Source organism: Gynurincola endophyticus (genome assembly GCF_003991195.1).
GTDB lineage: Bacteria > Bacteroidota > Bacteroidia > Chitinophagales > Chitinophagaceae > Gynurincola > Gynurincola endophyticus.
The window spans coordinates 18,961-39,133 of record NZ_RCWL01000007.1; the positions used below are offsets into that span (position 1 = coordinate 18,961).

The window sequence follows — 20,173 nt, forward strand, 5'->3', positions numbered from 1 at the left end:
TAAAAAATCAGTTATTCATCTTCGTCATTCGTCGGTATCTCAATCGTTACTTTATAGTAACTCTGAGATGCATCTTTTTCAAACAAAATTAATCCATGCAGCAACCTTAACCTGCTTTGAATATTTTTCAGACCTAGTCCTGCATTAAAACTTTTACTTAACCGTTCAAAATCCTGCTGAGTAATACCCTTTCCATCATGGTGCATTCTGATATAAAGTTTATTACCGCCCAGGTTCTGTGTTAAGTGGATAAAGCTGGAGTTACTATGTTTGATAATATTATTCACTAACTCCTGAATAACACGGAAAATAATCAGTTCGGTATCAGGGTGTAAACGCTCTTTATATTCATGAAATCTTGACGTGGCATTCATTGAACCGGAGCCGCTGATCTTTTGAAAAAGGTCATTTACCGCAGATTCTAAACCGAAGTTCTTTAAAGTGGGCGGCATCAGGCTATGTGATATATTCCGGATTAACTGAATCGTATCGTCGATAATTTGTTTAGCATTATAAATGCTTTGTAATTGAGACGATTTATCAAGATTGACAAGATTTTCATTTAAATACAGACGGGCAGTAGCCAATAAAGGACCTGCATCGTCATGTAAATCTGCTGCTATCCGTTGACGCTCTTCTTCCTGTAAACGGATAGAGGCGTTTAAGAGCATTTTCTGCTGTTCCTGCTCCAACTTTTGCAAACGCATCTGGTAACGAATTACCTTGCGCTGATGAAATATAATAAATACAATCAAGCCTATCGTAAGTGCCAGCATTCCTACTGTTCCGAAAAACAGTACTAGTGAAACCGGACTTTGATGGTTACTTATTTGAATGAAGAACATGTGTTTTTTAGTTTAAAAATGGGTGCTCGTCATAGGAATGGAACTCTTTCTTAGGTTGATTGTTCTCACTAACAGGTAATATAAACGCTATAGTGAAAAGAATATTTTTCAAAGTGTTGGATGTGTCGTTGATGAACCAATAAAAATTTCTTTCTTCCGGAGTTAAATACTTGGAGGTAATAAATAAGAAAAGATTTGCTGAGAGGTAAACGAGCATAGCAGCAACAATCCAAAAGGACTTGTTGGCATATATGATAGATACGGTATTACGTTGTATTACTTCATAAAAGTAGGTAATACTCAAGAGGATGATTAAAATAGCCTCAATAGAAGTGGTAACAGCGTCAAATTCTTCAATAATTTCTACACCGATTACATATTTGATATTGATAACAATGATAAAAATACCTACTAACGGAATCAGCCACTTTTTGAAACTGATAGTAAGAATAGAATAGAGGTAATAAGAAAAACAAAAGTATTCAATAACTGTAAAGGCCCTGAACAGATAAAATTCAAGAAATTGATCCTGGGTTACACTTCTTACTGCATCAAATAAGAAGGTAAGTATTAAATATATAAAAATTACCCATAGTGGTTTTCTGTTATTCCTTTTTTTAAGAAATAAGAAAACGACTATGGGTAATAATGGGGATAATATACTTGTATTTGCTATTATTTGGTTCAAGGCTTAAATCTTGAGTTACACTCAAATATAAAAGCCTTTTATCGAATAGTCAAGTATAAATTTATAAATTAACTCCACAACCACTCCCAGATATCAGCAATCCACTCAGATTTAGAAGATCTGTCGGCTACGATTGCTTGTTTCTTAGTAATTTCACCTGTGGTGTTTACTAAGTTGTATTCAACAATCGATTTTCCTTGCGCGTCAATACCCATGTAAACCAAAGTTTTTTCTCCGGCTTCATTGTATGCGTGGTGGAAACGAATACCTTCACAACCTGGTTGTGCTAAAATTTCAAGGATAATGTTTTTGCCAATTACTTGAGCGTGTTCTGTAGGATTAGCAGTGTAATAATCTTTAATCATTTCAAACCCTAACTCATGCGGAATGGCTTCTCCAATTTGAGAAATAGATTTTTTTACTCCAATTTCCTGTTGTGTCATAAGGAATTTTTTTCGAGGTTTTTAGAATAGTAGTTCGGTGTAAAAGACCTCTAAAAACCAAATATGGACAACAGGTTATTTTCGTAAAGAAAATAGGAAAAAAGGTTAAAGTATTGAAGGATAGTGAGTTTCCGATATTTTTTATCGTTTATTTACGATGAAAAATTGAGTACTTTTACGTTGCTAATTTCGTAAAACTACTAAAACGGAAATAGAAAATTTCCCATGGATTTTGGACTCAAAGTTACGCTTATCCACATTGTGGATAACCCACAATAAGTTTTCTGACTAAGCGTTTTAAAGGATGCAGATTTTAAAAGCGGAGCACGCCTTATAACGGTTTTATCATATCAATTGGATAGTCAGTGCTTCATGTCAGCACATAGTTTCATATAGGATATACAAATATACCTACATATGTTCTGCCATACAAGAGAATAAGTACCTGATTATCAATATTCAGTTTTTACTAAGTGATTAGTAAATTTACGATAGCCGTAAAAATGTGACCAATTATTTTCCCTTTTAAACTTTGAAGATCGATATACAATCCGTTTATTTGTAAGGCTCTTGTGTAATCGATTGAAATCGATATCTTTAAATATCGTGTAATTACGTTTTATAAAGACTATTTATAACCCATAATAACCTGGTTGAAAATGAGTTCTGATTTGGTAATTAAAGTAGCAATAGCTGATGATCATAAAATCTTCCGTGATGGCATCCGTATGGCATTAAAAGATAGAGATTATTTAAAGCTGTTGTGGGAGGCTGAAGACGGTAAAGACCTCATGCATAAGATTAAAATGAAAAAGCCCGACGTGCTTTTAATGGATATCCGAATGCCTGAAGTGGATGGCGTGAATGCAATCGGAATTTTACGAAAAGAATATGCAGATATTAAAATCATTATTCTTACCATGTATGATGATCAGGAAATGATCACCAAAATGATGGAAATGGGCGCAAATGCCTATCTTACCAAAACCTCCGATCCTGATGAAATCTATCAGGCTATCTTGTCTTGCATGAATGACGATTTCTATTTTAATGATCTAGTGAACAAAGCAGTGCTCTCTAAACTGCAAACTAAAAAACAGGTTCGTCAGTTCTATCCCAACCCCATTAAGTTTTCTGAAAAAGAAATTAATATTCTGCGACTGATTGCACAGGATAAAACGACTGACGAAATTTCGAAAGAAGTGTTCCTGAGCCCACGTACTATCGAAACAATCAGGCAGAATATGAAAAATAAAGTCGGCGCGAAAACGATCGCCGGACTTATTATGTACGGAATGAGAAACAGATTGATCGACTAATTTTACGCTACCAATAATAACGAAATGTATAAATGCTGTATGGCGCAATTCTGCTGCCTGCAGCTTTTTTTGTTATATACCCTCCTTTCTACACAAGACTTTAAAACATTACTTTTTATAGTTGATTGATTGTTAATGAATAAACTTCAATAAATATTCTTTTGTTTTAGATATAATATTGTTCATATTTAAATATTTTAGATAATATTTACTAAAAAGGGATTTTTTTTGTATTTTTAGTAGAGTTGCTTGCCGTGATTTTCAATTCCTATAGAAGATCCGAATAGATCGTTGTTTCTACTTTCTAAACTATAACTAATGGCAAGCAATCAAGGACTGTATCACCCATCTTTTGAACATGATGCCTGCGGTATTGGCTTCGTAGCGAATATCAAAGGGCACAAATCGCATCAGCATATTGCAGATGCCCTCACCGTGCTTGAAAACATGGAACATCGGGGCGCATGTGGCTGTGAAGCTAACTCCGGCGACGGTGCCGGTATTATGATTCAAATTCCACATGAGTTTTTCTTTGAAGAATGTTTAAAGCTCAATACCCATCTCCCGCCGTTCGCAAAATATGGCGTCGGTGTACTTTTTTTTCCGAAAGACATTCGCCTGCGCGAAGAATGCCGTGAAATTTTCAACAGAACTGTTGAAACCCTCGGCCTCGAAATTATTACTTACCGGAAAGTTCCTGTCAATACTTATGATATCGGTCAAACAGCATTGAGTGTTGAGCCGGAAATGGAACAGGTTTTTATCGCATGTCCCGATCATATCCAATCACCTGAGGCTTTCGAACGTAAGCTATTTGTACTGAGAAATTATGCGTCACACACGATTCATAATACAGTAAGAAAAGACGAAATCGGTTTTTATATCGCTTCTCTTTCTTATAAAACAGTTGTTTATAAGGGACAGCTTACCTCTAAACAGGTGCGTGGATACTTTCCGGATCTGCAAAATAAAAAAGTAGTAAGTGCTTTTGGTTTGGTGCATTCCCGTTTTGCTACCAACACTTTTCCTTCGTGGAAACTCGCACAGCCTTTCCGTTATATTGCTCATAATGGAGAAATCAATACACTGCAGGGTAACCTTAACTGGTTAAAAACAGCAGAGCAGTCTTTTATCACTCCCTATTTCTCGAAAGAAGAAATGGAAATGTTACTACCGATTATTACTGAAGGACAATCAGATTCTGCTTGTCTCGATAATATGGTTGAGTTACTGACTCTTACCGGCAGGTCATTACCACAGGTGATGATGATGCTGATTCCTGAAGCATGGGATGGTAATGAATCGATGGATCCGGTGAAAAAATCTTTCTATGAATTTCATGCAGCGTTAATGGAGCCCTGGGATGGCCCGGCATCTATTTCGTTTACTGATGGAAGAATGATCGGCGCTACACTCGACAGAAATGGGTTACGGCCTTCCAGGTTTTGTGTTACTACCGATGACCGCGTTATTATGGCATCAGAAGCCGGTGTATTACCGGTGCATCCAACCCTGATTAAAGAAAAAGGAAGATTACAACCAGGAAAAATGTTTGTTGTTGATATAGAGCAGGGACGAATTATCAGCGACGATGAACTGAAAGCTGAAATCTGCTCGCAAAAACCTTACGCCGACTGGTTAAATAAATATAAAATCCGTTTAAATGAATTGCCTGAACCGAGAGTAATGTTTACCCATCTCGAGTCTGATCAGATTCACCGGTATCATAAAGCTTTCGGTTATACAACAGAAGATCTCGATGTGATTATTGCTCCGATGGCATTAGACGGAAAAGAACCTATCGGTTCAATGGGAACCGATACACCACTTGCCGTATTGAGCGATCAGCCGCAGCACCTTAGCAGTTATTTTAAACAACTTTTTGCACAGGTAACCAATCCGCCGATCGATCCTATTCGTGAAAAAATGGTAATGTCATTGGCCACCTTTGTAGGAAGCAATGGAAATCTGCTGGTGGAAGATCCGCTGTGTTGTCATACGGTCGCTTTGAAACATCCGGTATTAACCAATCATGAGTTAGAAAAAATCAGAAGTATAGATACAGGTATATTCCAGGCAAAAACATTACAATGTTATTTCAGGGCAGATGGTAAGCCGGGATCAATGAAAAAAGCATTAGACAGAATTTGCAGGTATGCAGTAGATTCAGTTGAAGACGGATTCGAAGTGCTGATTTTGCAAGACCGTGCGATAGATTCTGATCATGCACCTATTCCTACATTACTGGCTACAGCAGCCGTGCACCATCATCTTATCCGTAAAGGGTTAAGAGGAAAAGTAGGCTTAATCGTAGAAGCAGGGGATGTTTGGGAAGTACATCATTTTGCCTGTTTGTTAGGGTTCGGGGCTACGGCGATCAATCCTTACCTGGCATTGAGTACAATTCGGGATATGAAGCTCGGCGGTAAGTTGAGTACTGAATTGGATGTGGAAACACTCAAGAAGAACTATATCAAAGCCATTAATGAAGGTTTGCTGAAAGTTTTTTCTAAGATGGGAATTTCTACTTTGCAATCTTATCAGGGCGCGCAGATATTTGAAATCATTGGCATCAATAAATCAGTGGTGAATCAGTATTTTACCGGTGCTACATCGCGTATTGAAGGACTGGGGCTGGATGAAATTGCCACAGAAGCTTTGATGAAACATTATTTTGGTTTCAGTCAGCAGCAGCATCCGGTTCAGAAATTAACAACAGGAGGTTTTTATCAATGGAAGCGTAAAGGAGAAGTGCATCTTTTCAATCCTCAAACGATCCATCTGTTGCAGTACTCTACCCGCAAGAATGATTATAATACATTTAAAAAGTATTCAAAGCTGGTAAATGATCAGAGTGAAAAGGCGGTTACGCTGCGAAGCTTGTTTGATTTTAACAGAACCCGGCCTTCTATTTCAATTGATGAAGTAGAACCGGCTGAAAGTATTTATAAAAGATTTGCGACCGGCGCCATGTCGTTCGGATCTATTTCATGGGAGGCGCATACAACACTTGCTATTGCTATGAATCGCCTGGGTGGAAAAAGTAATACAGGAGAAGGGGGAGAAGATGAACGTCGTTATACGCCGCTTGCAAATGGTGATTCAATGCGTAGTGCTATCAAGCAGGTGGCTTCAGCGCGATTTGGAGTAACTTCTCATTACCTCACAGAAGCGGATGAGTTGCAGATTAAAATGGCTCAGGGTGCAAAACCTGGTGAAGGAGGACAATTGCCCGGACATAAAGTGGATGACTGGATTGGTAAAACCCGCCATGCTACTCCGGGAGTGGGTCTGATATCTCCTCCTCCGCACCATGATATTTATTCAATTGAAGACCTTGCTCAATTGATATTCGATCTTAAAAACGCTAACCGGAATGCACGCATTAATGTAAAACTGGTATCGAAGGCCGGTGTTGGTACTATTGCTGCAGGTGTTGCAAAAGCAAAAGCAGATGTGGTATTGATAGCCGGGTATGATGGAGGTACAGGGGCTAGTCCGGTAAGTTCGATTCGTCATGCCGGATTACCATGGGAGTTAGGATTGGCTGAAACACACCAGACGCTGGTGAAAAATAAATTGAGAAGCAGAGTGGTGGTGCAGGCAGACGGTCAGATGAAAACAGGAAGGGATATTGCCATTGCAACTTTGTTGGGTGCAGAAGAATGGGGCGTGGCTACCGCTGCATTGGTAGTAGAAGGTTGTATTATGATGCGCAAATGTCATTTGAATACATGTCCGGTAGGAATTGCTACTCAGAATCCTGAATTGCGTAATCGTTTTTCAGGTAATGCAGATCATGTAGTGAACTTTTTCAGGTTTATTACGCAGGAGTTACGTGAAATTATGGCGGAGCTTGGTTTCAGAACCATTGATGAAATGGTAGGACAGGTAGATGTGCTTCGTATGCGCGACCGTATTGAGCATTGGAAATATGCTAAGCTGGATTTAAGTGCAGTGCTCTATAAAGAACCGGCTGCTTCATTTACGGGTTTGTATTGTCAGGAAAAACAGGATCATGGATTGGCTGATGTGTTAGATTGGCAACTGCTGGAGGCAGCAACGCCGGCGATTCAGCATCAGCAGCCAGTTGCGGCGCACTATCAGATATTGAATACCGATAGAACTGTCGGTACTATTCTTTCTAATGAGATTACTAAGATTTACAAAGACCAGGGATTACCGCATCGAACGATTCATTATAAATTCAGTGGTACAGCCGGGCAAAGTTTCGGAGCTTTCAATACGAAAGGAGTTACACTCGAACTGGAAGGTGATGCGAATGATTACTTTGGAAAAGGGTTAAGCGGAGCCGAGTTGATTGTGTATCCCCCGAAGCAATGTTCTTTTATTCCGGAAAACAATATTATTATAGGCAATGTGGCTCTTTATGGAGCAACGAGTGGAGAAGCTTATATCAGAGGTAAAGCAGGTGAGCGATTCTGTGTAAGAAATTCCGGAGCAACTGTAGTGGTAGAAGGTGTGGGTGATCATGGTTGTGAATATATGACTGGTGGAAGAGCGATTATTCTGGGTAGTACCGGAAGGAATTTTGCTGCCGGTATGAGCGGAGGAATAGCTTACATCTATGATTATAAAAATCAGTTTGCTGATAAGTGTAACCAGGAAATGGTGTTGTTAGAGCCGGTTAATGAAGATGATATTCTGTTTTTGCAAACTTATATAGAGAAACATGTTCAGAATACAGGTAGTACGGTAGGTAGTTTCATATTGGATGATCTTGAGGCCCAGATGAAATATTTTGTAAAAGTGTTTCCTGCAGATTATAAAAAAGCATTGGAAATGCAACGGGCGAAAGAAATGGTAACTAAATAATGAACTCCTTAAAATTTTGAACAATGGGAAAACCTACAGGTTTTTTAGAATATACAAGAGCGTTACCTTCAAAAAAAGCGGTGAAGGATCGCCTGCAACACTATAATGAATTTGTTGAGAAATTTTCTGATGAAGAATTGAATCAGCAATCTGCCCGGTGCATGAACTGTGGTGTTCCGTTTTGTCATAGCGGATGCCCTTTGGGGAATGTTATTCCTGAATTCAATGATGCCGTTTATAAGAAAAACTGGATGGAGGCTTATGAAATATTAAGTGCTACTAATAATTTTCCTGAATTTACCGGACGTATATGCCCTGCGCCCTGTGAATCGGCGTGTGTATTAGGAATCAATCAGCCACCGGTTACAATTGAGGAAATTGAAAAACATATTATAGAAATTGCTTTTGAAAGGGGATATGTGAAACCTCAGACGCCTAATATCCGTTCGGGCAAAAAAGTGGCAGTAGTGGGTTCCGGTCCTGCCGGATTAGCTGCAGCAACACAGTTGAATTATGCCGGCCATAATGTTACTGTTTTTGAACGCGATGATCAGCCCGGAGGGTTGCTTCGTTACGGTATTCCGGATTTTAAGTTGGAAAAATGGGTGATAGACAGAAGGGTGGAGCTGATGAAAGATGAAGGTGTACAGTTTTTGTGCAATGCGAATGTTGGTGTAAATATACATGTCAATGATTTGCTGCGCGAGTATCACGCGATTGTATTGGCGGGAGGATCAACTGTACCGAGAGATTTACCTGTGCCTGGCAGGGAATTGAAGGGCGTTTATTTCGCCATGCAGTATCTGAAACAGCAAAATAAACGCAATGCAGCTTTAAATGCAACTGCATATGCGGGGCATGTGGAGAGTAATTTGTTAGAGCAGCCGGTGAATGCAAAAGGGAAGAAGGTGATCGTAATTGGAGGTGGTGATACCGGTAGTGATTGTGTAGGAACTGCTAATCGCCAGGGCGCGAGGTCGGTTACGCAATTTGAATTAATGCCAATGCCACCTACGGAAAGGACGGAGCAAATGCCGTGGCCGGGTTATCCGATGTTGTTAAAAACAACCACTTCTCATGAAGAAGGTGCAGATCGTCTGTGGTCGATTGTTACGAAAGCATTTATTGGCGACGGTCAGGGTAATTTGAAAGCTGTAAGAATAGCTGAAGTGAAATGGACCGCCAGCGGCGATGGCCGTCCGGCAGGGTTTGAGGAAGTGCCCGGAACGGAGCGTGAGCTGGAATGTGAGCTCGTATTTCTGGCAATGGGATTTCTGCATCCTCAAAAAGAGGGCATGATACAATCATTAGATTTAGCACTTGATGATAGGGGAAATGTATTGGCGGGTGTTCAGACTTATCAGACCAATATGCATAAAGTATTTGCTGCGGGAGATATGAGGCGCGGGCAAAGTCTGGTAGTGTGGGCAATCAGTGAAGGAAGGGAGTGTGCGTCAAGTGTTGATGAATTTCTGACAGGCAGGCCTAGTATATTAGAACGAAAAGACAAGAACATTCTCAGTTTTGGTTAAATGAAGAAAAGGGCAGCGTAAGCTGCTCTTTTTTATTTTTTAGAAGCGAAACTGTTTTTTTGGGAGTGGAGGGCTGGGAAAAATGACTTTTTGGGAGAGCAAGGGCTTTTTGAAAGGGGGTATTTACTAAAATTATAAATATTATAAAAATAAATATATGATGAATTTCTTTGAAAAAGTTTCAAATTCTTTAGCTTTGATTAAAATATATCACATATATTAAATTATAATATATTCATAACCCAACTGCCATGAGCCAAGTGACTTTAAAAAAATATGCCCCTTTTGCAGTGTTGATATTGGTAGCGCTCGGCGCTGTTTTTATTCCGTCATTGCCTGATTTTGAGGATGTTAACGGGGTGTATGACCCTGCAGATATGGCCTGGGTAATGGTGTCGGCTGCTTTGGTATTTTTGATGACTCCGGGTCTGGCACTCTTTTACGGAGGTATGGTTGACCGTAAAAATGTTATTTCAACAATTTTCAAATCTGTTGCAGCAGCAGGTGTTGTTTCTATTTTGTGGATTGTGGTAGGGTTTAGCCTTTGCTTCGGAGATTCTATCGGTGGTTTTATCGGAGATCCCACTACACATTTTTTCTTTAAGGGGGTTAACTCTGGTGAACCCAAGGGAACGATTCCTTTGTCGTTATTTGCCGTTTTTCAACTCATGTTTGCAATTATTACTCCCGGTTTAATTGTAGGGGCTGTGGCTGAGCGGATTCGTTTCACTTCTTATATTCTGTTTATCGTTTTATTCAGTTTGTTAGTGTATGCGCCTTTAGCTCACTGGACCTGGCATCCTGATGGAATTCTTTATAAAATGGGGGTTCTTGACTTTGCCGGAGGTACTGTTGTACATATTTCGGCCGGTTGTGCAGCTTTAGCGGGTGCTATTGTTTTAAAAGCAAGACGTTCAAAACTTGAAAGAAAAGAGCTTTTACCTGCAAATATTCCTTATGTATTAATCGGTACCAGTTTGTTATGGTTTGGCTGGTTCGGCTTTAATGCCGGTTCTGCTTTAGGTGCTAATAAGTTGGGCGTGTCAGCTTTTTTAACCACTAATACCGCCGCCGCTGCAGCAGGCCTGGCCTGGATGTTTTTTGATGTAGCCCGTGGTAAAAAACCTTCTATTGTCGGATTCTGTATAGGCGCTGTGGTTGGCCTCGTGGCAATTACCCCCGGAGCCGGTTTTGTGGCTATTCCGCAAAGTATTACGATTGGTGTAATCGCTTCTCTGATTTCAAATATAGCCGTTTATTATAAAGAAAGGTCTACCCTTGATGATACACTCGATGTATTCCCTTGTCATGGCCTGGGAGGTATCGTAGGAATGCTGTTAACCGGGGTATTTGCCAGTAGTGCTGTAAATGCTGATGGTGTTGACGGACTCTGGTTAGGCAACTTTGGTTTCTTCTGGACGCAGGTGAAAGGGATGCTGATTTCTGTCGGATTCAGTTTTGTGATGAGTTATCTGATCTTCAAGTTTATCAATTTTATTCTTCCGTTACGGGTGAGCTCGCATGAAGAAGATCTTGGTTTGGATACCACCCAGCACAATGAAAAATATATTCAGGGAACTTTACTCGTTACCAGCGGTGAAGACTCTTATGAAGAAGAATTAGATATTAAAGTTTTTAAATAATGCTGTTGATACATGTCCTTTGATTTTTAACTAGAAAAGGCACTGGTTCTCCAGTGCCTTTGTTGTTATATAGAACAGATAACTATTATGCAGAGTTTCTGCCGGCATTGATTATTCCGAACGAACACCTCATAACCAGCTTTTCATAGATTTCTTTCAGCTCCTGCGGTGCCAGTTCTTTTTCCAGTTCACGAATAGCTGTCATTGCATATTGTTGAATGGTTAACAACGGAAGTACTATTCTGTCGCGCATCTGAATTGATAGTTGTTCCACAGGATAATCGGCCATTAATTCATGATGTCCGCTAATCATCAGAACATATTTTTTAGTTAGCTCATATTCATCATAAATATTCAACCACAGATCTTTGTAGGTTTCATCTTTCATCAGATAGTTAGTTAATGGAAAGAAACATTTTTTCATCGCCATTTCACAGTTATCAATCAGGGTTTTAAAGAAAAGAGATCTTTTATATAAATTGATCACTTCGCCTAATCGCCCATCCTGTTCGATCTTTTGCAATGCCGTTCCTACGCCGTAGTAACCGGTTACATTTTGTTTTAATTGACTCCAGGCGCCTACAAACGGAATGGCTCTTAAATCACTCATGTTGATTTTGGAAGAACTACCACGTTTGGCAGGACGGGAGCCAATGTTGGTAGCGCTATAAAATTTTAGCGGACTTACATGTGCCAGATAATCTAAGAATGCAGGATCTTCTTTAAATGAAATATATGATTTGAACGATAACTCTGCGAGCTCTTTCAACAGGTTTTCTTCATCATCGGTAAGTGTGTTTTTATTTTCATTGAGTAAACCGTTACTTAACCCTGCGTGTAACAGTTGTTCAATATTAAACTGTGCGGCATCTATTGTTCCGAAATTTGAACTCACCGTTTGTCCTTGTATGGTTAGTTGAATTTCTTTATTAGAAATATTATTTCCCATTGAAGCATAGAACTTATGAGTTTTGCCGCCACCACGGGCAGGTGGGCCGCCACGTCCGTCAAAAAACACAACATCGATGCCGTATTGCATAGAGATTTGTGTAAGCGCTTCTTTAGCTTTATAAATACTCCAGTTTGCCATCAGGTAACCGCCGTCTTTTGTTCCGTCTGAAAATCCGAGCATAATCGATTGGCGGTTTTTTCTCTTCTTCAGGTGTGCCCGGTATTGCGAATGCGAATACAATTGCTCCATAATCGCCGCAGCGCCTTTCAGATCGTCGATCGTTTCAAATAAAGGAACAATATCTATTGTTAAGTTCTCTTCTTTCCAACCGTTCAGTAAGAACAAATGAAATACTTCCAATACATGTAGTGCTGATTCACAATGGCTGATAATATAACGATTACAACCCTGTTCCCCATTGTAAGCTTGTATAGATTGTATAGCCTGAATGGTGGAGATAGCGTCTTTAATTAATGTGTCTTCGTATAAATGCGGTTGTGTATAACCTTTAGCTTTTGATAACGATTCCAGTTTTTGATCTGATGTAAGGTGCTGGTAATTCTTGTCAAGGTAGCCTTCTTTCGTTGCAATTTCCTGTAATACGCTGGCGTGTACACTACTGTCCTGGCGAATATCTAATGATGCGAAGTGTAATCCGAATACGTATATTTTATTGATTAAATTTTCAACCAGGGATAAGAAAAGTCCATTGTGTTGATAAATAATAATGTCTTTGATTTTGTATAAAGCTTCCAGAATAGCTTCTTTGGTAAGCATTGTACGATGCCCCGGAATAAAAATATTATTGTACAGTTCTTTTTCAAGATCTGTTAAAATAACATCACAGCCTTTAAAGGTGAGTCTTCTTTTCAGTCTTCTTACATCGGTATAGTAAGACTTTATAATTCCTCCTCTCAGTTCATCAGCTACTTTCAATGTAGTGTCTGTAGTTACATGCGGATTACCGTCTCTGTCTCCACCCGGCCAGAATCCCATTGTGATGATTGACTGGTTATTATTGATCAGATCGGGGTATTCGCTCTTTAATTCGGAAATAATTCTGCCGGCAGCCGGATAAAAAACATTTTCCAGATACCATATTAAGCTGATGGCTTCGTCGTATGGAGTGGGTTTTTGCTTTTTAAAGAAAGGAGTTTTTCCTAATTGTTGAAGATACATATTAACCTTGTTAGCGTCATTTTCGGCTAAAGCTTTGGCAAGATCATGTATAATTCCTAACACGGAACCGGGGTAAAATTGTGTAGGGTGCGCTGTTAACACGAGGCGGATAGAAAACTCTTTAAGCTTTTCAGCCAGTGCCTCATGCAGGTCTCTTCTGTTTACTTCATTAGACAAATGCTTTAAAGTACCCATGCCGGTAGTATCATTTACCTTGGGAAAAGCTGCATCCTCTAATGCATCAAATAAAACTACCTGACGCTCTACATATTGAATAAATCGGAAGAGTAAATCTAAGCGGTCTTTGGGTTGGGCATACGATGTGTGTTTGTCAAAAAACTGATCGATAATCTGTTTAGGGCTCAGGTTTTTCTGATAGCCTTCTTCACACTCGTTTTGTAGTACAGAAAGTAAGATACCTGTTTTCTCAATTCTGTGAAACGGCAGAGAAGTGAACAGGCTATTGTACAATTGAAATTTAATGCCCACAAAATTATTAAACTGTTGCAGGCTCCTCGACAGCTGGTGATCCATATTGTATTATTAAGAATTTTTAACTAGTAAATATGGCCAATGGTTAAGTTTCGAATATACTATAAAATATTCTTATTTTAATGAATTTGAAACAGAATCGATATTGTATTGAAATATTTATTAAGATATTTGCTTTTGTTGAATGCGGTCAAAAAAAATAATATTTTTTTTAAAAAAGCTTAAAAACTAACAGACGTTATTGTAAACAATACCTATATTTGATTCACGATAACAAAATAGTGATTTACACAGCTTCACATATTATTTCATCTTCTGTTACTGTAGCTACTACGGCTACAACGATTACTATTATTACAACCCTTTAAGGGTTGTGCATTACTATATTATCCATTGGGGAGCCGGTCTCCTGAATTTCCAGAAATCTTTCTCTTGTAGAAAATCTTTCAACTAATTTTTTTTCAAATTAATCTTATGCAAGTTTTAAAATTTGGCGGCACTTCTGTGGCCAATGCCGAGAATATCAACAAAGTGGTCGCTATTGTTAAAAATGCTGTTCAGCAGGATAGAACCATTGTCGTTGTTTCAGCATTCGGAGGAGTAACCGACCAACTCTTGCTGGCCGGGTCGCTGGCTGCAAGTGGAAACGAAGAATATAAAGAAGTACTGAGCAAAATAGAAGATCGTCATTTGACAGCCGTTAAAGAACTGGTGCCGGTAGCTCAGCAAAGCAGTGTTTTGAGTTGGGTAAAACAACGCTGTAATGAAATTGAAGATATCTGTAACGGTGTTTTTTTATTAGGTGAATTGTCGCCTAGAACCAAAGATAAAATGGTAAGTTTCGGAGAACTGGTTTCTTCTAATATTATTGCACACCGCTTTAATCTGGTGTCGGTTCCTGCACAATGGAAAGATTCGCGTGAACTGATTAAAACAGATAATCAATATGGTAGTGCTTTGGTAAATGTTGAGAAAACCAATCAGCTGATTCAGCAATATTTTACCGAAGCTTCGCAAAACCTTTTTATTTTGCCTGGTTTTATTGCTTCAAATGAAGAAGGTATTACTACAACTTTAGGAAGAGGCGGCTCTGATTTTACAGCTGCAATCTTTGCTGCTGCTTTAAATGCCGATAATCTGGAAATATGGACGGATGTCAGCGGTATGATGACTGCCGATCCGCGGTTAGTACCCCATGCTAAAATATTATCGCATATTTCTTATCAGGAAGCGATGGAATTGTCGCATTTTGGCGCGAAAGTTATTTATCCGCCAACTATTCAACCCGTGATGCAAAAGAATATTCCGACCTGGATTAAAAACACTTTTGCTCCCGAAGACAGAGGTACTGTAATTCAGTCAAACGTTGAGCATAAAAATGGTCACATACGTGGTATTACTTCTATTAACAATATCGCATTGCTTAGTCTGGAAGGAAGTGGTATGGTTGGTATCCCCGGTTTTTCAAAGAGATTGTTTGAAACACTGGCGAATGCTCAGATTAATGTTATTCTGATTACACAAGGTTCTTCTGAACATTCTATTTGTGTAGGAGTGGAAGTAGGAAAAACAGAACAGGCTAAATTGATTCTTGATCAGACTTTCAAACATGAAATTGACAGGGGGCAGGTACAGCCTATTACAGTGGAAACGCAACTGTCAGTAGTAGCACTTGTAGGCGACCAGATGAAATCACAGCCCGGTGTGAGCGGTAAAATGTTTGGTGCGCTGGGTAGAAACGGAGTGAATGTTCGTGCTATTGCACAGGGATCTTCTGAGCGAAATATATCAGCGGTTATTACTACTGCTGATGTAAAGAAAGCCATCAATGTATTACACGAAGAATTTTTTGAAACCTCCTATAAACAAATACATCTTTTTATTGCCGGTACCGGTAATGTAGGTGGTAAACTGATTGATCAGTTGTATCAGCAAAAAGATTACCTCAAACATCATCTGAAACTGATCATTAAAGTAATAGGTGTTGCGAATAGTAAAAAGATGTTATTTGATGATCAGGGCATTGATTTAGCTAACTGGAAGTCTTTACTTGTCAATGGTACAGATTCTTCACTGGATGATTTTGTTGAAAACATAAAACTAAAAAATTTACGCAATTCTATTTTTGTAGATGTTACTGCTAACGAGGCTGTGGCAAAGGTATATGCTACTTTATTAGAAAAAAGTGTGGCTGTAGTGGCCTGTAACAAAATTGCAGCAGCAGCTGAATATAATTACTATAAAGAACTGAAAGATCTGGCCCGGGTACATAATACTTTTTATCTCTTTGAAACAAATGTAGGCGCAGCCCTGCCGATAATAGGTACATTGAACGATTTACTAAGGAGTGGTGATCAGATTAACCGAATTGAAGCGGTATTAAGCGGAACACTGAATTTTGTGTTTAATAATTATGACGGATCTGTTTCGTTTGCCAGTGTGGTACAGCAAGCGCAGCAGGAAGGTTATACGGAGCCGGATCCGCGTTTAGATTTAAGTGGTGTTGATGTGATGCGTAAAATTATGATTCTGACCCGTGAAGCAGGTTATGTTATTGAGATGAATGAGGTAGATAATACTGCGTTTTTGCCAGCATCCTGTATGAACGGGTCTGTAGAGGATTTTTATCTGGAGATGGAGAAACAGGAAAGTCATTTTAAAAACATCTACGACCAGGCTGCTGCAAATGGTATGAAGTTGAAATTTGTTGCCCGGTTTGAAGATGGGAAAGCGAGTGTAGGTTTGCAACATATCGATCCGGCCCATAACTTATACCATTTATATGGAAAAGATAATATTGTACTTTTCTATACACAACGTTATGTTGATCAGCCGTTGGTAGTGAAAGGAGCGGGTGCCGGCGCTGAAGTAACAGCCTCAGGTGTTTTTGCCGACATTGTACGTGCAGCCAGATAATTTACATTCATCAATTCAATTACAATGAACTTACATAAAGGTCAGCATATAAAACAAACCGTAAAAGTTTTTGCTCCGGCTACAGTGGCAAACCTGGTTTGCGGTTTTGATATTCTCGGATTAGCATTAGAACATCCCCAGGATGAAATGATCGTGAGTCTTTCCGGTCAAACAGGTATTCGAATTGAGCATCTTGATGCGTATGATCTACCTACCGAACCTGAAAAAAATGTAGCTGGCGCAGCTTTACTTGCAATGATGGAAGAATATCACGAGCCGGTAGGTTTTGAAGTGAGTATTCAGAAAATGATTAAACCCGGCAGTGGATTGGGATCTTCGGCTGCCAGTTCGGTAGGGGCAGTTGTTGGTGCTAATTATCTGCTGGGAAATCCTTTCTCAAAAGATGACCTTGTTCGTTTTGCCATGTTCGGTGAAAAAGTTGCCAGCGGAGTCAAACATGCTGATAATATTGCTCCCGGAATATTCGGGGGCGTTACGTTAATCAGGTCTATTTTCCCGCTGGATATCGTACCGGTTCCTGCCCCGCAGTTATTCATTACCGTTGTTCATCCGCAGATAGAGGTAAAAACAGCCGATGCACGGCAGATTCTCAGAAAAGAAGTACTTCTGAAAAATGCGATTAAACAATGGGGAAATATTGCCGGCCTGATGGCCGGTTTAATGAAAGGTGATTATGATTTAATCGGCCGGTCACTTGAAGATGTTATCATAGAGCCTGTACGAAGTATACTGATACCCGGTTTTGATGAAGTGAAGAAACAAAGTATCTCCGTTGGTGCATTAGGAGGAGGTATTTCAGGTTCAGGCCCATCAATATTTATGCTGAGTAAAGGACAGGCTGCGGCACGTGCTGTAGAAGAAGTAATGATAGATGTGTATCAGCGGCTTGGAGTAGAGTACAAAACATATGTTACTAATTTAAATCATCAGGGAGCAATCGTTGAGCCCTATAAAATAATTGAGTAATGCTGTATTATAATCTGAATGATCGTGACGAAAAGGTAGATTTTAAAACTGCGGCTATTAAAGGGCAAGGTAATAAAAAAGGCTTGTTCTTTCCTGAAAAAGTACCGGTTTTGCCGGCCACCTTCTGGAAACATTTTCATCAACTATCAAAAGCTGAAATGGCTTTTGAAGTATTGCGCCCGTATGTGCAACCTTCATTAACAGAACAACAGCTGTTTAATATAGTAGAAGAAACGTTCAACTTTGATATTCCTTTGGTAAACGTCAATGAGAATATTTCTTCACTCGAACTGTTTCATGGTCCTACTTTAGCTTTTAAAGATGTAGGAGCGCGGTTTATGAGCCGCTGTTTAGGACTGTTTGCGCAAAACAGAGCTGATAAGTTAACAGTATTGGTAGCTACCTCCGGAGATACCGGCGGTGCTGTTGCCAATGGCTTTTATGATGTGGACGGTGTGGAAGTGATCATCTTGTATCCTTCCGGAAAAGTAAGTGAAGTGCAGGAAAAACAGCTCACCACTTTAGGAAAAAATATCCGGGCAATTGAAATTAAAGGAACGTTTGATGATTGTCAGGCATTGGTAAAGCAGGCTTTTGCTGATGAAGAACTACAACAAAAATTATTTTTGACTTCTGCAAATTCAATTAATGTTGCCCGTTGGTTACCGCAACAGATGTATTATTTTTTCGCATACCAGCAATGGGAAGATTCTGTCAATCCACCGGTCATTTCTGTACCCAGCGGAAATTTCGGAAATATTTGTGCAGGCCTGTTAGCACAACAGTCAGGGTTACCGGTAAAACATTTTATTGCGGCCTGCAATATCAATGATGTGGTACCCAGATACCTTCGTTCAGGGAAGTATACCCCTCAACCGGCACAGGCTACTTTATCAAATGCCATGGATGTAGGCATTCCGAGTAACTTTGTACGCATAGAAGAATTGTTTACACAATCATTACCGTTATTGCAGTCAAACCTTTCAGGTGCCACGGTCACTGATAAAATAACTATTGAAACCATTCAGAAAGTATATGCAGCTTATGATTATATGCTTGATCCACACGGAGCAGTAGCTTATAAGGCACTGGAGGATTATCTGAAAAATCACCGGGAAGAAAAAGGCATATTCCTCGAAACGGCTCACCCCGTTAAATTTATAAGTACTGTAGAGCAGGCTTTACACAAAAAAATAGCACTGCCCGAAAGTCTTTCAATATTAATGAAAGCACAAAAAAAAGCTGATCTGCTGGATGTTAGTTATGATGAATTTAAATCATATATTTTGTCTTAAGCTGGTTATAAATCAAAGCGTGGGGAGGATGTGGATCCTCCCTTTTAATTGATAATGAAAAAAATATATATTGACACTTGATAATAAAAACTTCTTCGATTATGTTTACACTATTATAAATTTAATAGCATATTCATGAGATCTTATCCAATGACATTACTGTTGTTGTTTGTGTCTTTCTTCGCGTTGGCAAATGACACAACAAAAGTAGCTCAGCAACAGGAAGCAGAAAGCAATATCAAATACATCACTGAACCTTCTATTACCTATCAGAACTATATAAAGATTAATGTACCTAAAGGCTTTAAACTATTAGACAGAGAAAGTGCAAATTATGTAAGTGAAGAGATTTTTCAGAATCAACCTGATAAAGATTTATTAGGTTTATTGCTGAAAATGGATGAAGAGGAAAATATAATTTACTCCGTATACATATCTGAAAATAAAGAAGGCTACATTGAAGACAAGGATGCTTCTAAAATTGACAAGAATGAGATACTAAAAGAACAGCAGAAAAGCGAGAAGGAATTTTATAAACAAAATCCTGATATTCCTGTAAAGCTCTACTTTACAGGTTGGGGAATGGATCCTGAGTATGATCAGCCTAACCATACATTACATTTTGCAAAAGTTTTCCGTGAGGGTAGTAGTGATGAATCGGTATTGAATTATCAATTGTATAAGTTAAACAAGTACGGTTATGTGAATATTACAGTAGCGGCTGATACAGCGCTTCTGGGAATGATCAGAGAAGATATTCCGGTATTATATGATATGGTAGCCTATGAAAATCAATCAGGCTACGGTGACTTTGATCCGAGCACCGGTAGTTATGCACAGTGGACGGTAGGTGGTTTGGTAGCAGGAAAAATTCTGGCCAAAACAGGTATACTGGCACTTATTCTGAAGAATATTAAATTAGTACTGATCGGAATAGGCGCTGCTTTTTATGCGATCGTTCGTTTTTTTAAGCGTAAGAAGAAAGATGAAATCATTGTAGAAAACCCTGAGAATAATTAATAGAAATATTTTAGTGAACTTCCTGT

12 protein-coding genes are annotated in these 20,173 nt (G+C 39.1%); 8 read left to right on the plus strand and 4 right to left on the minus strand.

What is annotated here, in order from left to right; all coding sequences use genetic code 11:
• Positions 1-11: 11 nt before the first annotated feature.
• From D9O48_RS13180 to D9O48_RS13190, 3 genes are all read right to left on the minus strand, one after another.
• Entirely contained in the window at positions 12-845 is an 834-nt protein-coding gene (locus D9O48_RS13180; RefSeq protein WP_126973452.1) for a sensor histidine kinase, read from the minus strand.
• 7 nt (positions 846-852) lie between these two features.
• Positions 853-1,533, minus strand: a complete 681-nt coding sequence (locus D9O48_RS13185; protein WP_126973453.1) for a hypothetical protein — start codon at positions 1,531-1,533, stop codon at positions 853-855.
• A gap of 68 nt (positions 1,534-1,601) precedes the next feature.
• Positions 1,602-1,976: a hypothetical protein gene (locus tag D9O48_RS13190; protein WP_126973454.1), complete on the minus strand. Its 375-nt coding sequence runs from the start codon at positions 1,974-1,976 to the stop codon at positions 1,602-1,604.
• Positions 1,977-2,635: 659 nt separating this feature from the next.
• Between D9O48_RS13190 and D9O48_RS13195 the strand changes: the two genes are divergently transcribed.
• The 4 genes from D9O48_RS13195 (at position 2,636) to D9O48_RS13210 (ending at position 11,306) form a co-directional block, all read left to right on the plus strand.
• Positions 2,636-3,295, plus strand: coding sequence for a response regulator transcription factor (locus D9O48_RS13195; protein ID WP_126973455.1), 660 nt, complete (start codon positions 2,636-2,638; stop codon positions 3,293-3,295).
• 318 nt (positions 3,296-3,613) lie between these two features.
• Entirely contained in the window at positions 3,614-8,131 is a 4,518-nt protein-coding gene (gene gltB, locus D9O48_RS13200; RefSeq protein WP_126973456.1) for a glutamate synthase large subunit, read from the plus strand.
• 23 nt (positions 8,132-8,154) lie between these two features.
• The gene (locus tag D9O48_RS13205; RefSeq protein ID WP_126973457.1) at positions 8,155-9,663 is read left to right on the plus strand and encodes a glutamate synthase subunit beta; all 1,509 of its coding nucleotides are present in this window, start codon (positions 8,155-8,157) and stop codon (positions 9,661-9,663) included.
• A gap of 251 nt (positions 9,664-9,914) precedes the next feature.
• Positions 9,915-11,306 carry an ammonium transporter gene (locus D9O48_RS13210; protein WP_126973458.1) on the plus strand — a complete coding sequence of 464 codons (1,392 nt, stop codon included), beginning with the start codon at positions 9,915-9,917 and terminating at the stop codon, positions 11,304-11,306.
• An 85-nt stretch (positions 11,307-11,391) separates the two neighbouring features.
• On the opposite strand, the gene D9O48_RS13215 is transcribed toward D9O48_RS13210, so the two are convergent.
• On the minus strand, positions 11,392-13,971 hold the full coding sequence (locus D9O48_RS13215; protein ID WP_126973459.1) for a phosphoenolpyruvate carboxylase: 2,580 nt from the start codon (positions 13,969-13,971) through the stop codon (positions 11,392-11,394).
• Positions 13,972-14,403: 432 nt separating this feature from the next.
• On the opposite strand from D9O48_RS13215, the gene thrA reads away from it, so the two are divergent.
• From thrA to D9O48_RS13235, 4 genes are all read left to right on the plus strand, one after another.
• Positions 14,404-16,845, plus strand: a complete 2,442-nt coding sequence (gene thrA, locus D9O48_RS13220; protein WP_126973460.1) for a bifunctional aspartate kinase/homoserine dehydrogenase I — start codon at positions 14,404-14,406, stop codon at positions 16,843-16,845.
• A gap of 24 nt (positions 16,846-16,869) precedes the next feature.
• Positions 16,870-17,832, plus strand: coding sequence for a homoserine kinase (locus tag D9O48_RS13225; RefSeq protein ID WP_126973461.1), 963 nt, complete (start codon positions 16,870-16,872; stop codon positions 17,830-17,832).
• Positions 17,832-19,127 (plus strand): threonine synthase, encoded by a 1,296-nt coding sequence (gene thrC, locus D9O48_RS13230; RefSeq protein ID WP_126973462.1) that lies wholly within the window; start codon positions 17,832-17,834, stop codon positions 19,125-19,127. The genes D9O48_RS13225 and thrC overlap by 1 nt, the downstream gene beginning before the upstream one ends.
• A gap of 135 nt (positions 19,128-19,262) precedes the next feature.
• Positions 19,263-20,147 carry a DUF2167 domain-containing protein gene (locus D9O48_RS13235; RefSeq protein WP_126973463.1) on the plus strand — a complete coding sequence of 295 codons (885 nt, stop codon included), beginning with the start codon at positions 19,263-19,265 and terminating at the stop codon, positions 20,145-20,147.
• The last annotated feature ends 26 nt before the right edge of the window (positions 20,148-20,173 follow it).

Bases quoted from the DNA above. Each gene is read 5' to 3' on its own strand.
- D9O48_RS13210 (WP_126973458.1), top strand. From the start codon at position 9,915: ATGAGCCAAGTGACTTTAAAAAAATATGCCCCTTTTGCAGTGTTGATA.
- D9O48_RS13190 (WP_126973454.1), bottom strand. From the start codon at position 1,976: ATGACACAACAGGAAATTGGAGTAAAAAAATCTATTTCTCAAATTGGA.
- D9O48_RS13205 (WP_126973457.1), top strand. From the start codon at position 8,155: ATGGGAAAACCTACAGGTTTTTTAGAATATACAAGAGCGTTACCTTCA.
- D9O48_RS13195 (WP_126973455.1), top strand. From the start codon at position 2,636: ATGAGTTCTGATTTGGTAATTAAAGTAGCAATAGCTGATGATCATAAA.
- thrC (WP_126973462.1), top strand. From the start codon at position 17,832: ATGCTGTATTATAATCTGAATGATCGTGACGAAAAGGTAGATTTTAAA.
- gltB (WP_126973456.1), top strand. From the start codon at position 3,614: ATGGCAAGCAATCAAGGACTGTATCACCCATCTTTTGAACATGATGCC.
- D9O48_RS13235 (WP_126973463.1), top strand. From the start codon at position 19,263: ATGAGATCTTATCCAATGACATTACTGTTGTTGTTTGTGTCTTTCTTC.
- thrA (WP_126973460.1), top strand. From the start codon at position 14,404: ATGCAAGTTTTAAAATTTGGCGGCACTTCTGTGGCCAATGCCGAGAAT.
- D9O48_RS13225 (WP_126973461.1), top strand. From the start codon at position 16,870: ATGAACTTACATAAAGGTCAGCATATAAAACAAACCGTAAAAGTTTTT.
- D9O48_RS13215 (WP_126973459.1), bottom strand. From the start codon at position 13,971: ATGGATCACCAGCTGTCGAGGAGCCTGCAACAGTTTAATAATTTTGTG.
- D9O48_RS13180 (WP_126973452.1), bottom strand. From the start codon at position 845: ATGTTCTTCATTCAAATAAGTAACCATCAAAGTCCGGTTTCACTAGTA.